Here is a 15,710-nt window from a genome sequence, read left to right on the forward strand (position 1 = left end):
CACCATGGAGGTCATACTGCTCGGCACCGGCGGCCCGCGCCCGGACCCGCGCCGCATGGCGACGACCACGCTGATCAGGCTCGGTGACGAGAATATCCTGTTCGACGCAGGCCGGGGCGTCGTGGTGCAGCTCAGCAAGGCCGGCGTTCCGCTCGGCGCCATCAACACGGTCTTTCTCACGCACCATCACTTCGACCACATCGGCGACCTCTACGATGTGATGCTGAATTCGTGGATGCACGGACGCAAGGACGCGTTGCGCGTCTATGGACCGCCGGATACCGAGCGGCTCGTCAACGCGCTGGTCACGCAGGTCTACGACAAGGACATCGCCTGGCGAGATCAGGGCGAGCCGACGTTTGGCGGCTGGAAACCTGTCGTTGCAACGGACATCATACCCGGTCCCGTTCTCGACACCGGACGCTGGAAGATCAGCGCCGAGCTGGTCTCGCATGGCGATGGTCTCGACATGCAGCCGGCCTTCCTCGCGCGGTGGATGTGTCTCGGCTACCGCTTCGAGGCGGACGGCAAGATCATTGCAATTTCCGGCGACACGGTCCCCTGCCCCGGGCTCGAGCGGCTGGCACAGGGAGCCGACCTGCTCGTCCAGTGCTGTTTCCTCGCAACGCCGGAGATCAACAACGAGCATCTTCGCCGCCTTGCGAAATTCACGATCGCCTGCGGCGACACCGTCGGCAAGGTGGCGGCCAAGGCCGGCGTCAAGAAGCTCGCGCTGACCCATCACCGGCCCCGCACCGACGATGCCATGCTGAACGCACTCCTTGAAGACGTCAGGCAGGACTATTCGGGCCCTGTCGTGATCGGTGAGGATCTCACGCGGATCGAAGTCTGAAAGCCGTCGCTCAACAAGCAACGGGATGTGCGCGGAAGGCCTTCCGGCGTCAGGACGATCCGACCTCGATCCGGAACGACAAGCGCTCTTCCGTGCCTGGTGCAATGTGCATCAGGCCGGGCTTGTCGCTGAACTCGCCGTCGAATCCGGCTGGACTGGCATAACCGTGCCAGGGCTCGATGCAGAGAAACGGCGCGCCAGATGGCTTGGACCAGACGCCGAGTTCGCGAAAGCCGCGCCAGGACATCTTGAGCCAGGGGCCGGTGGGCGCGGCATAGCGGACCGCGTTGCTCGCGATCCGGTCGAAAATGACGGCGTCGTCGGTGAACAGGGCTTCGGACAAGGAGAGCACCGCACCTTTGACCGGGCTCGGCTCTGTGGCCGCGCGTAGCAATCCGCCATCGAGACGACGGACGGGAGACGATTCGGCACTCGCAAAGGTCAGCGAATAGCTCTCCTTGGCCAGTCCCGGCTGGAGCGGCCAGTTGAATGCGGGATGACCGCCGATCGAAGCCGGCAATGTCTCCTTGCCGGTGTTGGCGATCACGAGCGTCAGATCCAGACCGGCATCATCGAGCGTATAGATTGCGGCCAGCCGGAACGCGAACGGATAGAGCGCACGCGTCGTCTCGCTGTCTTCGAGCACCAGCGTGCAGCGGTGCTCGCCGCGTTCTGTCCACGCAAAGCGGTTGTCGCGCGTAAAGCCGTGCTGGGTCATCCGGTAGGTCTTGCCCCGATGCCGCAATTCGTCCCTGGCGAGGCGCCCGACGATCGGAAACAGCAACGGCGCATGGCGCAGCCATTCCGGCCCCGCCTGCCAGACGAATTCGGTGGTGCCGTCCTTCAACGAGCACAGCTCGGCGCCGTGCGCCTTGATGGTGGTGGTCAATCCACCGCTGCGGAGAGTATGGGTATCGTCACTCATGGCCGACATCTACACCGCGCCCCCACACGCAGCAAGGCGGCTCCCCTCGTGCAATCGGAGGGTTTTGGCGTCGGGCAGTGAGCTGCGTCATATTTCTGTACCTTACGATTGCTCCTGTGGTGCGCGTCCACCACCTGCCTCCGAGCCATATCCGGCCTGAAGGCCGAGGAACCCCTATGGTAGCCAATTGAAGTTCTTCATCAACGGCCGCTTTCTGTCGCAAAAGCTCACCGGCGTTCAGCGCTATGCCGCCGAAATGGTCAAGGCGATCGACACGCTCCTGGCGTCGGAGCAAACGCCTGTCTCGCTGCGGAACGCGGATTGGCAATTGCTGACGCCAAGTGATGCAAGCGAGAGCCTCGATCTCGAGCGGATCAAGATTCGCGCCGTCGGCTCCTTGCGTGGCCACGCCTGGGACCAAATCGATCTGGCGCGCGCCGCTGCAGGGGGACGCCTGATCAGCCTGGCCAATGCCGGTCCCGTCTTCCATCGCGACCACATTGTCGTGATCCACGACGCTCAGGTCTTTCGCAGGCCCGATTTCTTCAACTGGCAATATCTGACCGTCCATCGGACGATGGGGCGACTGCTCGCCCGCCACGCTGCCATCGCAACGGTGTCGGCCTTTTCCCGCCGAGAACTTTCCCAAGTGCTAAATCTATCGGCACCGCGCATTCCGGTATTTCCCAACAGCGCCGAACACTTCGCAGCGACGAAGCCCGATCCCGGCATTCTCGCCAGACTGGGCGTTCAGCCGCAGAAGTTCTTCCTCTTCGTCGGCTCGAAGACCAAGAACAAAAATCTTTCCGTGGCGATCCGTGCCGTCCAGTTGCTTGATCGGGCCGACGTTCCGCTGGTCATCGTCGGAGGAGATAACAGCAAGGTCTTTCAGGACAATTCGGGCGAGGGGGTTTCCGGCCTGCTGCTGGCCGGACGACTGACGGACAGCGAGATTGCCGCTCTCTATGCGCATGCATCGGCATTCGTGTTTCCCTCGCTCTATGAAGGTTTTGGCGTGCCGCCGCTCGAAGCCATGATCTTCGGTTGCCCGGTCATCGCCTCGACGGCCGATGCGGTCGTGGAGACGTGCGGTGACGCCGCTGCGTATTTTGACGCCAGCGATGCCGAAGCATTGAAACAACTCATGCTCGAAAGATTGGCAGCCGGCGCAATCTCGGATCAGGAACGGCGACGGCAGCAGGAACGCGTTGCGTTTTATTCGTGGCAAAAGTCGGCTAAGTCATTGCTCGACCATCTCGCGCCGCCGGCAAGGGTTGCCAGCGCTGCTTGAAGTTCAAGGCACTTCGCTTATCGCGCGCATCGGTTCTCGCGCAAACAATTTGCAACCGGCTGCAACTCGCGTGCCTTCGCATTGTTCCACGAAATGTTTTCTTTCGCATGACATTCGTGCCGCAAAGGCACGGGCGCAACATCACCACATCGCTGCCCCAATATCGCTACGTATTCGAGGAACTGTGCCGGCATCAGCGAAGCTCAGACCAAGGATACATGATGTCCGGCTCTCCGACGCAGCCCTATGCGAGGCAACCGATCAAAGTGCTGCACGTCGCCGAGACGATTCGAGGCGGGATTGCGAGCTACCTGAACGAGTTGCATCCACAGCAACAGGCAAGCTTCGGCGCGGATAGCGTGCATTACGTCGTGCCTTCGGATCATCGTCGCGATCTCCCCGGGATCGATGACGATCAGATCACGACGTTCGAGCGGCCCCGCCGCGGCGTCGCCGGATTATTCCAGATGCTGCGCGCGAGCATGCGGGCCCTGGATGCCTTCCGTCCTGATGTCGTGCACCTGCATTCCTCCTTCGCTGGCCTCGTGCTCCGCCCAGCGCTCGCGGCCCGCTCGGACGGACCGCGCGTCGTCTATTGTCCGCACGGCTGGGCGTTTTCGCGCGAGACCGGCCGCCTCAGTCACGTGGTGACGAAGGCGGCGGAGAACCTGCTCGCACGGACGTCGGACCGGATCATCTGCATCTCCGGCGATGAGTTCAACGAAGCGGTCCGCGCGGGAATTCCCGCCGACCGGCTCACGCTGGTCCATAACGGCATCTCGAAGACGCGCTCGCCGCAGCCCGTCGCGGCGGACTGGACGTCCAAGAAGGTCAAGGTTCTCTTCATCGGACGCCTTGACCGTCAGAAGGGCTTTGATCTCCTGATCGAGGCGGCGCGAACGCTCGAAGACGTGCTTGATATCCGGATGATCGGCGCCTCCGTCGTCAACAAGTACGAAGGCCCGAGCGTACCGTCCAACGTATCCCTGCTGGGCTGGCTCGACCGCCCGACCATCGAGACCCAGCTCGAGGCCGCCGATCTCGTCGTGATCCCGTCACGATGGGAAGCCTTCGGCCTCGTTGCGCTGGAAGCGATGCGCGCAGCAAAACCCATCCTAGCGTTCCGCAGCGGGGCACTGCCCGAGATCGTCGTCGACGGCGTCACCGGCGTGCTTTGCGAGCCCGTCGCCGTTCAGCCGCTCGTGGACGGTTTTCGGCGGGCGCTCGATTTCGATCTCAGGGTATTGGGACAGCGCGGCTACGACCGGTTCAAGCAGCTGTATGACGTTCAGAAGACGCATGGGCAGTTGCAGCAGGTCTATGTCGAGCTGCTGCAGAACGACCGGATACCGGTCGAGGCGAAGGCGGGACTGCAATCGGATCTCTCCAAGAATTTCTGATGGCTCCGCACCTCCCACGCACCTTGGTTCGCGACAGTGTCCGCCTCGCGAGCCTCATCGCATCCATTTTCTTGCCGGTCTCCGTCTGTGCGCAGCAGCCGAAACCGCTCGATGCCCGATTCCTGCTGGGGGTCGGCACGCATCAGGGACTGGGCGGCCCGGTCAGCACGCGCGGATACGTGCCTTCGGAGAACATCGCCCAGATCAAGCAGCTCGGCCTCAACGCCTTCCGCGATGATTTTCCCTGGTCCGATTTCGAGGTGGGGGGACGCCGGATGGGGTTCACGCCCAGGCTCGGCAGGCTCGAAGCGCAAGTCAGGTCCGGCGTCGCGCGCCCACTTCTGATCCTTGCGTTCGGTCATCATCTGGTTCCGAATTCCTCGCCGCCGACGACCGATGAGGCGCGGCAGCGGTTCGCCGATTATGCGGCGGCGGCGGCGCAATCGGTCTTGCCGCAGCATCCGCTCTTCGAACTCTGGAACGAATGGAACCTGGCGGCGAAGAAAGATGCGGCGTTCTCGCCGGAGAATTATCTGGCGCTGGCGCAAGTCGCGAGGCCGGCGGTCAAGCGGGTTGCACCGAATGCGCCGTTCTTGGTCGGCGCGCTCGGCGACGATCCGGGCTGGACATGGACGGAGAAGATGCTGCGAACCGGCATCCTTCAATATGCCGACGGCGCTTCGATCCATCTCTACAATTTCTGCATGGGCCCGAGCAAACGCACCTCGGCCGAGATCATCGACCGACTCACGGCGTTTCACCGCCTCGTCGGCCAGGCGAGCGGAAACCCCGACTTCCCGATCTATGTCACCGAGACGGGCTGGACCACGGCGACCAACAAATGCGGCGTCAGTGAGCAGGCCCAGGCCGACAATACGGCGCAGCTGATCCTGTGGGCGTCGACCGCGGCCCGCTGGCTCAAGGGCATGTGGCTCTATGAGCTCAAGGACAGTGGACAGAATCCATCGGAGCTGGAGCACAATTTCGGACTCTATCGTTTCGACAATACGCCGAAACCGGTCGCCTGCGCGGCTCAGGGCGCCTGGGCCTTTATTCGCTCCAGCCGGAGTGCAGAGCGTCGCGAGCTCGCCAGCGGCGTCGTGTCGATCAATGCATCAACGACGTCTGGCGGCAGAATTGCGGTCTGGTCCGAGGCTCCGGACCGGCGCTACGAAATTCGGCTCAAGGGCGATCAGCAAGGCGCAACCTTTGCGATGCCGTGCGACCAGGCGGCAAAGCCTGCCTCCGGGGTCTGGATCCCCGTCTCGAGCACACCTGTTCTGATTGCAGCCAATGACAGTGCCGTTCCCGCCCTGGAGATAAGGCCGGCGCGGTAAAGCCGATTTTGCAGACATGAGGTTGACGCGATGAAAGTTCTTTTGACGTCCACGCTTTATCCGACGCCTCAGGCTCCCAAGATCGTCGGCGGCGCGGAGATCTTCGCCCGTCGTTTTGCCGAAGGCCTGGTGCAACGCGGTGACGAGGTGGAGGTGATCCGGGCCGCATCCACACCCGGGCAGGCTCCGGAAGCCTGCGACGGCATCAACGTCTATTCCGCGCCCGTACAGAACATCTATCTACCCTTCACCGAGCAGAAGAACGTCGCGTTGCGCAGCATCTGGCACGCGATCGACGACTGGCAGATGGAGGCTCCCCTGATCGCGGAACGCATCCGGGCCTTCAAGCCGGACGTGCTGCACTCCAACAATTTGTCGGGTCTCACCACCGCGATCTGGCGCGTTGCCGCCCAGCTCGGCGTTCCCGTGCTGCATACGCTTCACGACTATTATCTGACCTGCCCGCGCTGCTCCCGCTTCGACAACGGACGATCCTGCGAGCACACCTGCACGAGCTGCGGAATTCTGACCTTTCATCGCAAGCGCGCCACACATTGGCTCAGCGCCGTGGTGGGCGTGAGCGAGCGCGTCCTGTCCATTCATACCGACATGGGCATGTTCGCGGAGACGCCGATCCGCACCGTGATCCGCAATGCCTCGACCGAGCCGCCGCATGCGCCCTATCCCCGCCCCATCTGCACCACGGAGGTGACGTTCGGATTCATCGGCCGCCTCACAGAGGAAAAAGGCATCGACAACCTGATGCGGGCTCTGGCTCTGCTGCCCCAGGATCGCATCCGTATGTTGATCGCCGGCCGGGTCAGCGACGAGGAGCAACGACGCCTCAGGACGCTCGCGCCGGATGCGCGAATAGAGTTCATGGGCTTCGTCGCGCCGGACGATTTCTACAAGCAGGTCGACGTGGTGGTCGCGCCCTCCATCTGGCATGATCCCGGTCCACTGGTCGTCGCGGACGCCAAGGCGGCCGGCAGGCCGCTGCTCGGAACGCGCTTTGGCGGAATGCCTGAGGTCATCGAGCACGGCGTGACGGGCTGGCTGACCGAAGCCGATCCGCAATCCCTGGCCAGGAGCATGCTCGCGGTCGCAGCCGATCCGTACAAGATCGACGAGATCAGCAGGCGCCTGATCGCCGATACCAACAAGTGGATCTTCTCCGACGTGCTGTCTTCATACAAGAATCTGTATGAACAATTGCGCGAGCAGCGGATGTCACACGTGCGCGCGGCAACGGCCGAAGCGCCACAGGGAGCGGCGATCGTCGGTAAGGAGCGCCTCATTCCGCGATGACACGCCTCTTCGCGATGGCGGGCTACGTCTATCAGAGCGCCGCGGCGATCATCCTGATCTTCGCGATCAGTCATCTGCTGCCCGCCGCCGACTACACCAACTTTTCCCTCGCACTGGCCTCGAGCCAATTGCTCTGCGTCCTGATGTTCGAATGGCTGCAGCTGGCTGGATTGCGCTTTCTGGCGGCAGCCCGGGAGACCGAGGCGGCCCGGCTGAGGTGGTCTCTCCTTGCAGCCGGCCTGTCGAGCGCGGCCGCGCTCGTCGTGGTCGGGAGCTGCGCGTCTCTGGCCAGCGCGCTCCCGACGGGGATCATCGCGTTGGGCCTGAGCATCTCCGTCCTTCAGGGCCTGACGGACCTCTATTTCCTGTCGGTCCGTCTGTCCGACCGGCTCGGCATTGCCTCCTTCCTTCTCGCGCTGCGGGCCACCGCCCTTCTGGCCGGTGCCGCCGCGGGAGGCGTGATCTCGGGAACGGCCGAAGCGGCGCTGCTCGGCATCGCGTCGGGGCACGCCCTGGGCCTCCTCGCCGGCCTCGTCGCATATCGCACGCCGATGGAGCGCGTGTCCTTGCAGGCGATGCTGGCCGACTGGAAGGACTTCTCCCGCTACGGCATGCTTGCGGCGGGCGCGTCCGTCATCCATTTGTCGGTGCCGGTACTGGTCCGTGTCATCGTCCTCGGCCGGCTGGGCGCGACGGGAGCCGGCGCCGGCTTTTCGATTGCGCTCGACCTCCTGCAACGTCCCTTCTGGGTCCTCAATGCGGCGATCCACACCGTGAGCTATCCGGAGGTGGTCAACGACTTCGAACACGGAGGCAGCGCAAAATCGGTGCAGTCTGCGCGGCAGATGTTCGAATTCATGATCTGCACGACGCTCGTGCTGCTTGGCGGTCTGATTGGATTCATTCCAGATGCAGCCCGTATCCTGGTGCCGCAGGCGAGCCTGGCTGGCTTTCTCGAGACGGCGCCGATTGTCGCCGCCTTCTATTTCCTGCACACCCATTTGCAGGCGACGATCGCGGTCGTCCCCCACCTCGAGAAGCTGGCGACCAGGCTCGTCCTCGTCGCGGCCGGCCAGCTCGCCATCGTTGTGTCCTTCTCCCTGGTCGCGGTGTCGGCCGGCCTGTCGCCGCGAGGGACGGTCGGCTGCGCTGCGGTCGCCACGCTCGCGACGATCCTGGTCGCACTCGGTCCGACCCTGCGGTTTGAGGCATTCCCGCGCTGGCCGCTGGTCATGCAGGCCGTGGTGGCCGCAATCCTGATCGGATCGCTCGGCTCGATACCGACGGAGCCCCCGACATGGCTCGCCGGCAAGATCGTGATCGCCGCGATTGCAACCGCGATCGTCGGATGGCGCGGCGACTTTCTGATGCTGGCCCGCCGCGGCTGATTCTCGCACCGACGGTCTGCGACGCAGCTCCGGTTCCGATACGGAACCGGACTGTCGCGTTCATCAGCAGCGAGCGCCTGCACCCTCTCTGAGCATCTACAACTATTGCGCGTAAATCCTATACTTTAACCGCCCATGGAAGCGGCATCTGCGAACTTCTCGTGCAGGAAAAGAGAGTGAGCTGTGCGAAGGCAGGTGACGAAGATACTCCGAACCGCGGACAAGCGAGCCGCGTCGTCCCTTCCCAACACCGTCAAATGAAATCTTTCGCGCCGCCTGCGCATACATTCAGCAGTGAAAATCGAGAAAATCTTGAAAGCGCCTTCCTCGCGCCACGCTGAACCGGCATCGCATTCATATTCTGCTGCAGCAGCCGAGCAAGTCTGTCTGTTCCTCCACAAGGAACCTCGTTTCGCTCGCGATTTGTAGCTTCGATTTTTATCTGAAATTCACACTCGACAGAGAAGCTTGAACGCAAATCCTGCGAGCAATTTCGTTCGCGCTGAAATCGAGTGTGCAATGTCCGATCAAACCATCTTGTCCGCCAGCGGCTTCATCAACTCCATTGGCGTCAACACGCACGCCGGCTTCGGGTGGACCGGCTACAACGATCTCGCGCTGATGGTCGATGACCTCAAGTATCTCGGCGTCAGCCATCTCCGCGACGCGATGGGAACCAGCCCGGCTGCGCAACCCGTCGTCGATGGTCTGGCCGCTGCCGGCTACAAATTCGACTTCCTGGTGTCGTCCGCCCTGCCCCAGACGGGCACAACCGGACTGCAGAACTACATCGTATCGCTCGAGAAGTTCGTGGCGAGCCATCCGGGCAGCATCAGCGCCATCGAAGGGCTCAACGAGGCCAATCACCAGCCCTTCAGCTACAATGGCAGCTCGAGCCTCACAGCCGCGGCTCAGTTCCAGAGCGCGCTCTATCAGGCCGTCAATGCCGACGCCGCGCTCGCCAGCATTCCCGTCTACAATCTGTCACTGGCCTACAACGATCCGCAAGGCTACAGCCAGCTCGGCAACATGTCGGGCTCGGTCGACTACGCCAATGCCCATGCCTATGTCAGCACCAGCCTGACGACCAGCAGCTCAATCTCGGCAACGCTGAGCGCCGTGATGACCGCGGCACCCGGCAAGCCCGTCGTCATCACCGAGACCGGCTACACCACGCAAGCCAACACCCAATATCTCGGCGTCGACGAAACCGTGCAGGCCAAGTCGATCCTGAATACCCTGGTCGATGCCTACAAGGCGGGCGTCAGCGCCACCTATCTCTACGAACTGCTCGACCGTGACTCGTCTGCCAGCAATACCAATCCCGAGGCCAATTTCGGACTGTTCAATTCCGACGGGACGCCGAAGCTCGCCGCCACCGCCATTCACAACCTGACGACCATTCTGGCCGACGATGGCACCGGGGGCCTGCAGCCGACTAATCCGTTGAACTACACCCTGAGCAACATGCCAGCTACCGGCAATAGCATGGTGCTCGGCAAGAGCAACGGCGCCTACGAGCTCGTCGTGTGGGCGGAGCCGAAGCTCTGGAACGATTCCACCGATACCGAGGTGTCAAATACGGCCCAGACGGTCACCGTGAACCTCGGCGCCGTGCATCATTCGGTGAAGGTGTACGACACCCTGACCGGAACCACGGCGATCGCCAGCTACACCGACGTCAGCTCGATCACGATTCCGGTCAGCGACCACCCGCTGATCATCGAGATCGACGCGCCCCCGACCACTTCGACTCCGCCGGACACAAGGACCAGCATCACGGGCACGGCTGCCGAGATCGTGCCGCAACTGTCCGACCTGAGCGAGTCCACGGCACTGCAGACCATCACGTTGACCGACTCGCACGTCCTGCCGGTTGCCTCGAAGGCGACCATGGACTACATCATTGCCCATTACGGCAGCGCCCTCTCCAAGATCCAGGGCGGCTACTCGTTCTCGGTGACGAACTCGACCTCGACCTGGAGCAGCACGAAGACCTATAATTCCAGCGGAACGCTTCTGTCGAAATCGGATACCGGCCTGAATTCGAGCGGGCAGCCGACCTCGACCACCGTGGCCTACACCGACGGCTCCAAAGACTTGATCAGCTACACCGGCGGTGTGAAGACGAAATTCGTTCATGTCGGCACCGACGGAACCACAACCACCGACACCTACAACACGGCCGGAACCCTTCTGAGCGAAGTCGTCCAGAAGTCCGACGGCTATTACTCCACCACGCTCTACTCGAGCGGCGTGAAGACCGCCGCCTACGTCAAGAATGCCGACGGCTCGCAGGACAATTACACCTACGGCATCACGGGCAAGAGCTTCACCACGCAGGTTCAGCATCTCGACGCCTCGGGGAAGGTCACCTCGGTGACCCGCAGCCATGCCGACGGCTCGCTGGACTCGACGCAGGTCTACAACAGCGACGGCAGCAGCGTGATCACCACCTATAGCGCCACAGGCGTCAAGCTGGTCGAGACTGCCTATCATGCCGATCACAGCAAGGATGTCTGGACCTACAACATCACGGGCCAGACCTACACGACCGAGCACGACGTCTACAACACCACCGGCTTCCTCACCGGCCTGACGCGTCTGCACAGCGACGGCAGTCTCGCCTTCAAGCTCGCTCAGACGACCGACGGCACCAAGACGACCGACTGGTACAATGCCGCCGGCAGCCTGACCAGCGAGGTGATCCAGAAAGCGGACGGCACCACCTCGACCACCGTCTACAGCAACGGCGTCAAGACCAATACCTATATCAAGAATGCCGACGGCAGCCAGGACAATTACGCCTTTGGCATCACCGGCCAGAGCTACACCACGCTGATCCAGCACGTCGATCCCTCCGGCAAGGTCACGGCCGTGACCCGCAAGCATGCCGACGGCACGCTCGACTATACCCAGGTCATCAACGCCGACGGCAGCAGCGTCGTCACCAACTACGATGCTGCGGGGACGCGAACCAAGGAAGCCGACTTCCATGCCGATGGCAGCAAGGACGTCTTCCTCTTCAACATCACCGGCCAGACCTACACGACCGAGCACGACATCTACGATGCGACCGGCTTCCTCACCACGCTGATTCGCGAGCATGCCGACGGCAGCATGGCGTTCCAGCTGGTGCAGAGCGCCGACGGCACCAAGACGACCGACTGGTACGATGCCAGCGGCGTCCTCACCAGCGAGGTGTTCCAGAAGCCGACCGGCTACAGCTCGACCACGGTGTACACCAACGGCGTGAAGACGGCGGCCTATATCACCAATGCCGACCAGAGCCACGACAATTACAGCTACAACATCACCGGTCAGAGCTACACCACGCAGTATCAGCACCTCGACCCAACAGGCCAGACGACCGAGGTGATCCGCTGGCATGCGGACAACTCGTTCGACTACACCCAGGTCATCAACAGCGACGGCAGCAGCGTGGTCACCAACTACGATGCGTCGGGCGTCAAGAAGACCGAGACCGACTACCACGCCGACGGGTCGAAGGACGTCTTCCAGTTCAACGTCGTCGGCCAGACCTACACGAATGAGCACGACAGCTACGATTCGACCGGCTTCCTCACCGATATCGTTCGCACCCACGCCGACAACAGCCTGGCCTTCACGCTGGTGCAGAGCGCCGACGGCACCAAGACCTCCGACTGGTACGATGCGAGCGGCGTCATCACCAGCGAGGTGACGACCAAGATCGATGGTTACAACTCCACGACCGTCTATACCGGCGGCGTGAAGACCGCCGCCTATATCAAGAATGCCGATGGCACGTCGGACAACTGGAACTACAACGTCACCGGGCAGTCCTACACCACCCAGCATCAGCACCTCGATGCCTCGGGCAAGATGGTCGAACTCACCCGGACCCACGCCGACGGCACTCTGGACTATACCCAGGTCATCCACGACGACGGCAGCAAGCTGACCGACATCTACGACAGCGTCGGCACCAAGACCCAGGAGATCGCCAACAACACCGACGGCTCGAAGGACGTCTTCCTGTTCAACTTCAACGGACAGACCGGCACCACGCAGCACGAGAACTACAACTCCGCCAACGCGCTGCAATTCTTCGATCAGACCAAGACCGACGGCACCCACAACGTCACGGCCGTCGCCAGCGGCGTAACGATCCACGGCGGGGCGGTCAACGACGTGTTCTCGGCTGCACCGGACTCGACCACCGTCGCCTACGACCACGGCCAAGACCAGATCCTCAACTTCCAGGCCGGCGATGGTACGACTCACGACGTGGTCCAGATCTCGAAACTGCTGGCCGCGGACTATAGTCACCTGCAAGTCACGCAGTCCGGCACGAACGCGCTCATCACGTTCTCCGCCACCGACTCGATCCTGCTGAAGAACGTCTATGTCTCCAGCCTGACGAGCCACGACTTCGTGTTCGTCTGAGCGCGGCGAATGAGAGCCCGGACGGGCATCAGCACCGCTTCAGGGGCCGGGACCATACAGGGTTCCGGCCCCGTCGTTTGTTGGGCGCCTGCCTGATCGATAAGCAGCGTGCCGGCTGCCATCCGCAATTGGATAGCCCCCATGAATTCGGACGAGCTGCCGCGATTGCGCCGCATCGGTCAACGCGCTCAGCGAACTTGCGTCACAATTCGCCGCTAGACACTCAGACGAACCGCGCAAGGACTCCGAGGCCCGATGCAAGCCAGTGAAGCAAGACGTTTCGTCGTTCTCGACTTCTACCGCTTCGTCGCCGCGCTCGGGGTCTTCATCTTCCACCTGAAGCTGATCGACACGGGGATCTCTCCGGCGTGGAACGGGTCCTATGGCCTGTTCGTGGACATGTTCTTCATCCTGTCCGGCTTCGTGATCTCGTACTCCTACCCGTCCGACGCGCGTGGCGTGGCTGCCTATTCCCGCTTCATGATCCGGCGCATTGCGCGGATCTATCCACTGCACCTCTTGAGCCTGCTCATCTTCGTGGTGCTCATCGGCGTCGGGCTGGAGCGCACGGCCCGCTCGACCCCGCTGGACTTCCTGTACAACATCCTGCTGCTCCAGGCCTGGGGCGTCACCGATCACCTCAGCTTCAACTCGCCGTCCTGGTCGATCAGCGCGGAATTCTTCTGCTACCTGATATTTCCGCTGCTGATGCTGTTCGCGCGCAAGGTCCAGCCGATCATGCTCGGCGCCATCGTGGCGGCGCTCTATCTGGTCCTTGCCCACGGCCATCTGCCGATCTGGCAGGAGCGGTCGCAGATGTATGGCGCCAATTTCGATTACGGAATGCTCCGCGCACTGCCGAGCTTCCTGAATGGAATCCTGCTCGCCATTCTGTTCCGGATGTCGCATCCCTACCGGAACAAGCGGATGATCTTCGCCGGCATCGGCGTGTTCGGCCTTTCCGTGCTCGTCCTCAACGTCTTCGCCAAGCCCGACCTCGCCATCCTGCTGTTCTCCTGCGCCATCCTGCTCACGGCGGTCGGCGAAAGCGCCTTCAAGGAGTTTCCGGGCGCGCGCCTGCTCGGTCGGCTCGGCAACACCTCATATGCGATCTACATGCTGCACGATGCCGTTCTCATTGCCGTGTTCAAGCCGCTATGGACCTGGCTCGGACTGCGCCCTGATCAGTTCGGCCTGTTCGCCCTGGCGTGCTGCGCGGTCCTCACCGTCATCGCGGACCGCACCTACGCCTATTTCGAAAATCCCGCGCGGCGCCTGATCAATCGCTGGGCCGACACCTCTCCCTCCTCGCGCAAGGTCCAGACGGCCAGCGCCGAGGCATCCATGCGTTTCGACAACACCGAGCGGGCAGTCAACTGACTGCCCTGCCGATGACGTGAGGGACGTTCAGGCGACCTTACCGTCGGCCACCGGCACCATCCGCATGGCACTCTCGCCCAGCAGAGGTGCGATGTTGGCGCGGGACAATTCCATGACTCCCGGCAGCGCCTGGCGGACCTGCTGGCCGACGGAGTCGTACGCACCGAGGAAGTGCAGCAGGAACTTCTCAAAGCTGTCACCGACCAGGAATTGCGACGGCGACAGCAGCAGCTGCTCGCTGACGCCGAAATGCGCGAACAGGCCCTGGAATTTGTCCTGGTAGGTAATCGCTGCGACGGGCGTTCCCTGCCCGAGCGCCGCAATCGCCAGATGCATGCGGCCGGTGATCACGCCGTCGACCAGACCGACGACGGCCTTGATCTCGCCAGCCGACAGCGCCTGATCGACGTGATGCACACGATCGCCGAGCGCGGGCTTGAGGCGGTCGGCCAGCGGTCGAAGGCAATTGTCGTCGGCGATCTCGGGACGGTAGTCGTGCGCCAGCAACACCCAGCTCGCATTGTGCTCGCGAGACAGCCGCTCCATGGCACCCGCCGCGAGGTCTATCATTTGCCGCAGCTTGGCCGGCTCCGGCCGCTTGAACAACATCGGATGAATGTTGAAGACGAAGACCTTGCGACCCTGCTCGCGCTGTCGCGCGATCGTAGCCGCGATCTGCTTCACGGCGGCGGTATCGGCCCGCGGCGTCAACATGAACGCCGCATCGGTGACGAGATGGGCGCGCTTCCGGGCGAAATCGTCGAACCGCTGAAGAGACATCGCATCGCGCAGGTTCAGGACCACGTCCGGATCCAGCAGTCGGAACACCTCGCGCAGCGCCTTCGCCGGGTGGGAGTTGAAGCTGAAGCCGAGCACGCTGACCTTGGCGCCGAACGCAGCCATCAGATCGGCAACCAGCAGCATGCGCGCGGCATCCACCGGCGAATAATAGCCGTCGAGCACGTCGGCCCCGAGAACCAACCCGAAGTCCGGCCTGGTGAGCGACAACTCCTGCGCCACCGTCTCGTAGGAGAACGGCTGTCTCCAGAGTTCGAGCGGCTTGAAGCCCATCGCGCGGACGTCCGCGCTGGCCGCTGGGGTCGCGGTAATGATGTAGACCTCGAGGTTCGGATAGGCCCGCTTCATCTCCCCGGTGGCCGCTTCGATCATGGCCTCATCGCCGCGCGACTGATGGACGCTCCAGGGATCGGAAGGAAGCACGACGAGCCGACGCGGATTGTTGCGCGGCGCGACGTTGACGCCGATATCCTTCCGGGCGATCTGCCACCTGCGCAGCTCGAGCAGATCGAGCGCCAACGGCGTATTCTTCGCGCTGTTGAGCCAGCCTCGGAGCTGCCTGCGTACGGGCACGGGGATCAATTGCTTCACGACATCCTCCT

10 protein-coding genes are annotated in these 15,710 nt (G+C 62.8%); 8 read left to right on the forward strand and 2 right to left on the reverse strand.

The window, feature by feature from the left end; all coding sequences use genetic code 11:
* The first annotated feature begins 4 nt into the window (after positions 1-4).
* Complete coding sequence (locus XH84_RS01410; RefSeq protein WP_128916535.1) at positions 5-853, forward strand: MBL fold metallo-hydrolase; 849 nt, start codon at positions 5-7, stop codon at positions 851-853.
* 49 nt (positions 854-902) lie between these two features.
* Here the strand turns inward: XH84_RS01410 and XH84_RS01415 are convergent, their stop codons facing one another.
* Entirely contained in the window at positions 903-1,778 is an 876-nt protein-coding gene (locus XH84_RS01415; RefSeq protein ID WP_128916534.1) for an aldose 1-epimerase family protein, read from the reverse strand.
* Positions 1,779-1,965: 187 nt separating this feature from the next.
* On the opposite strand from XH84_RS01415, the gene XH84_RS01420 reads away from it, so the two are divergent.
* The 7 genes from XH84_RS01420 to XH84_RS01450 all read left to right on the forward strand — a co-directional run bounded on the left by XH84_RS01420 (position 1,966) and on the right by XH84_RS01450 (position 14,310).
* Complete coding sequence (locus tag XH84_RS01420) at positions 1,966-3,069, forward strand: glycosyltransferase family 4 protein (RefSeq protein ID WP_128916533.1); 1,104 nt, start codon at positions 1,966-1,968, stop codon at positions 3,067-3,069.
* A gap of 221 nt (positions 3,070-3,290) precedes the next feature.
* On the forward strand, positions 3,291-4,469 hold the full coding sequence (locus XH84_RS01425) for a glycosyltransferase (protein WP_245471565.1): 1,179 nt from the start codon (positions 3,291-3,293) through the stop codon (positions 4,467-4,469).
* Positions 4,469-5,806, forward strand: coding sequence for a hypothetical protein (locus XH84_RS01430; RefSeq protein ID WP_128916532.1), 1,338 nt, complete (start codon positions 4,469-4,471; stop codon positions 5,804-5,806). The genes XH84_RS01425 and XH84_RS01430 overlap by 1 nt, the downstream gene beginning before the upstream one ends.
* A 30-nt stretch (positions 5,807-5,836) precedes the next feature.
* A complete protein-coding gene (locus tag XH84_RS01435) occupies positions 5,837-7,114 on the forward strand; it encodes a glycosyltransferase family 4 protein (protein WP_128916531.1) in 1,278 nt (425 codons plus the stop codon).
* Complete coding sequence (locus XH84_RS01440; protein WP_128916530.1) at positions 7,111-8,502, forward strand: hypothetical protein; 1,392 nt, start codon at positions 7,111-7,113, stop codon at positions 8,500-8,502. Before XH84_RS01435 ends, XH84_RS01440 begins: the two co-directional genes overlap by 4 nt.
* Positions 8,503-9,021: 519 nt before the next feature.
* Complete coding sequence (locus XH84_RS01445) at positions 9,022-12,930, forward strand: RHS repeat domain-containing protein (RefSeq protein WP_128916529.1); 3,909 nt, start codon at positions 9,022-9,024, stop codon at positions 12,928-12,930.
* Between the two features lie 255 nt (positions 12,931-13,185).
* Positions 13,186-14,310 carry an acyltransferase family protein gene (locus tag XH84_RS01450; RefSeq protein ID WP_128916528.1) on the forward strand — a complete coding sequence of 375 codons (1,125 nt, stop codon included), beginning with the start codon at positions 13,186-13,188 and terminating at the stop codon, positions 14,308-14,310.
* A gap of 27 nt (positions 14,311-14,337) precedes the next feature.
* Here XH84_RS01450 and XH84_RS01455 read toward each other — a convergent pair whose 3' ends face one another.
* Entirely contained in the window at positions 14,338-15,699 is a 1,362-nt protein-coding gene (locus tag XH84_RS01455; RefSeq protein WP_245471566.1) for a polysaccharide pyruvyl transferase family protein, read from the reverse strand.
* Positions 15,700-15,710: the final 11 nt, after the last annotated feature.

The sequence above is a fragment of the Bradyrhizobium nanningense genome (assembly GCF_004114535.1).
Classification (GTDB): domain Bacteria; phylum Pseudomonadota; class Alphaproteobacteria; order Rhizobiales; family Xanthobacteraceae; genus Bradyrhizobium; species Bradyrhizobium nanningense.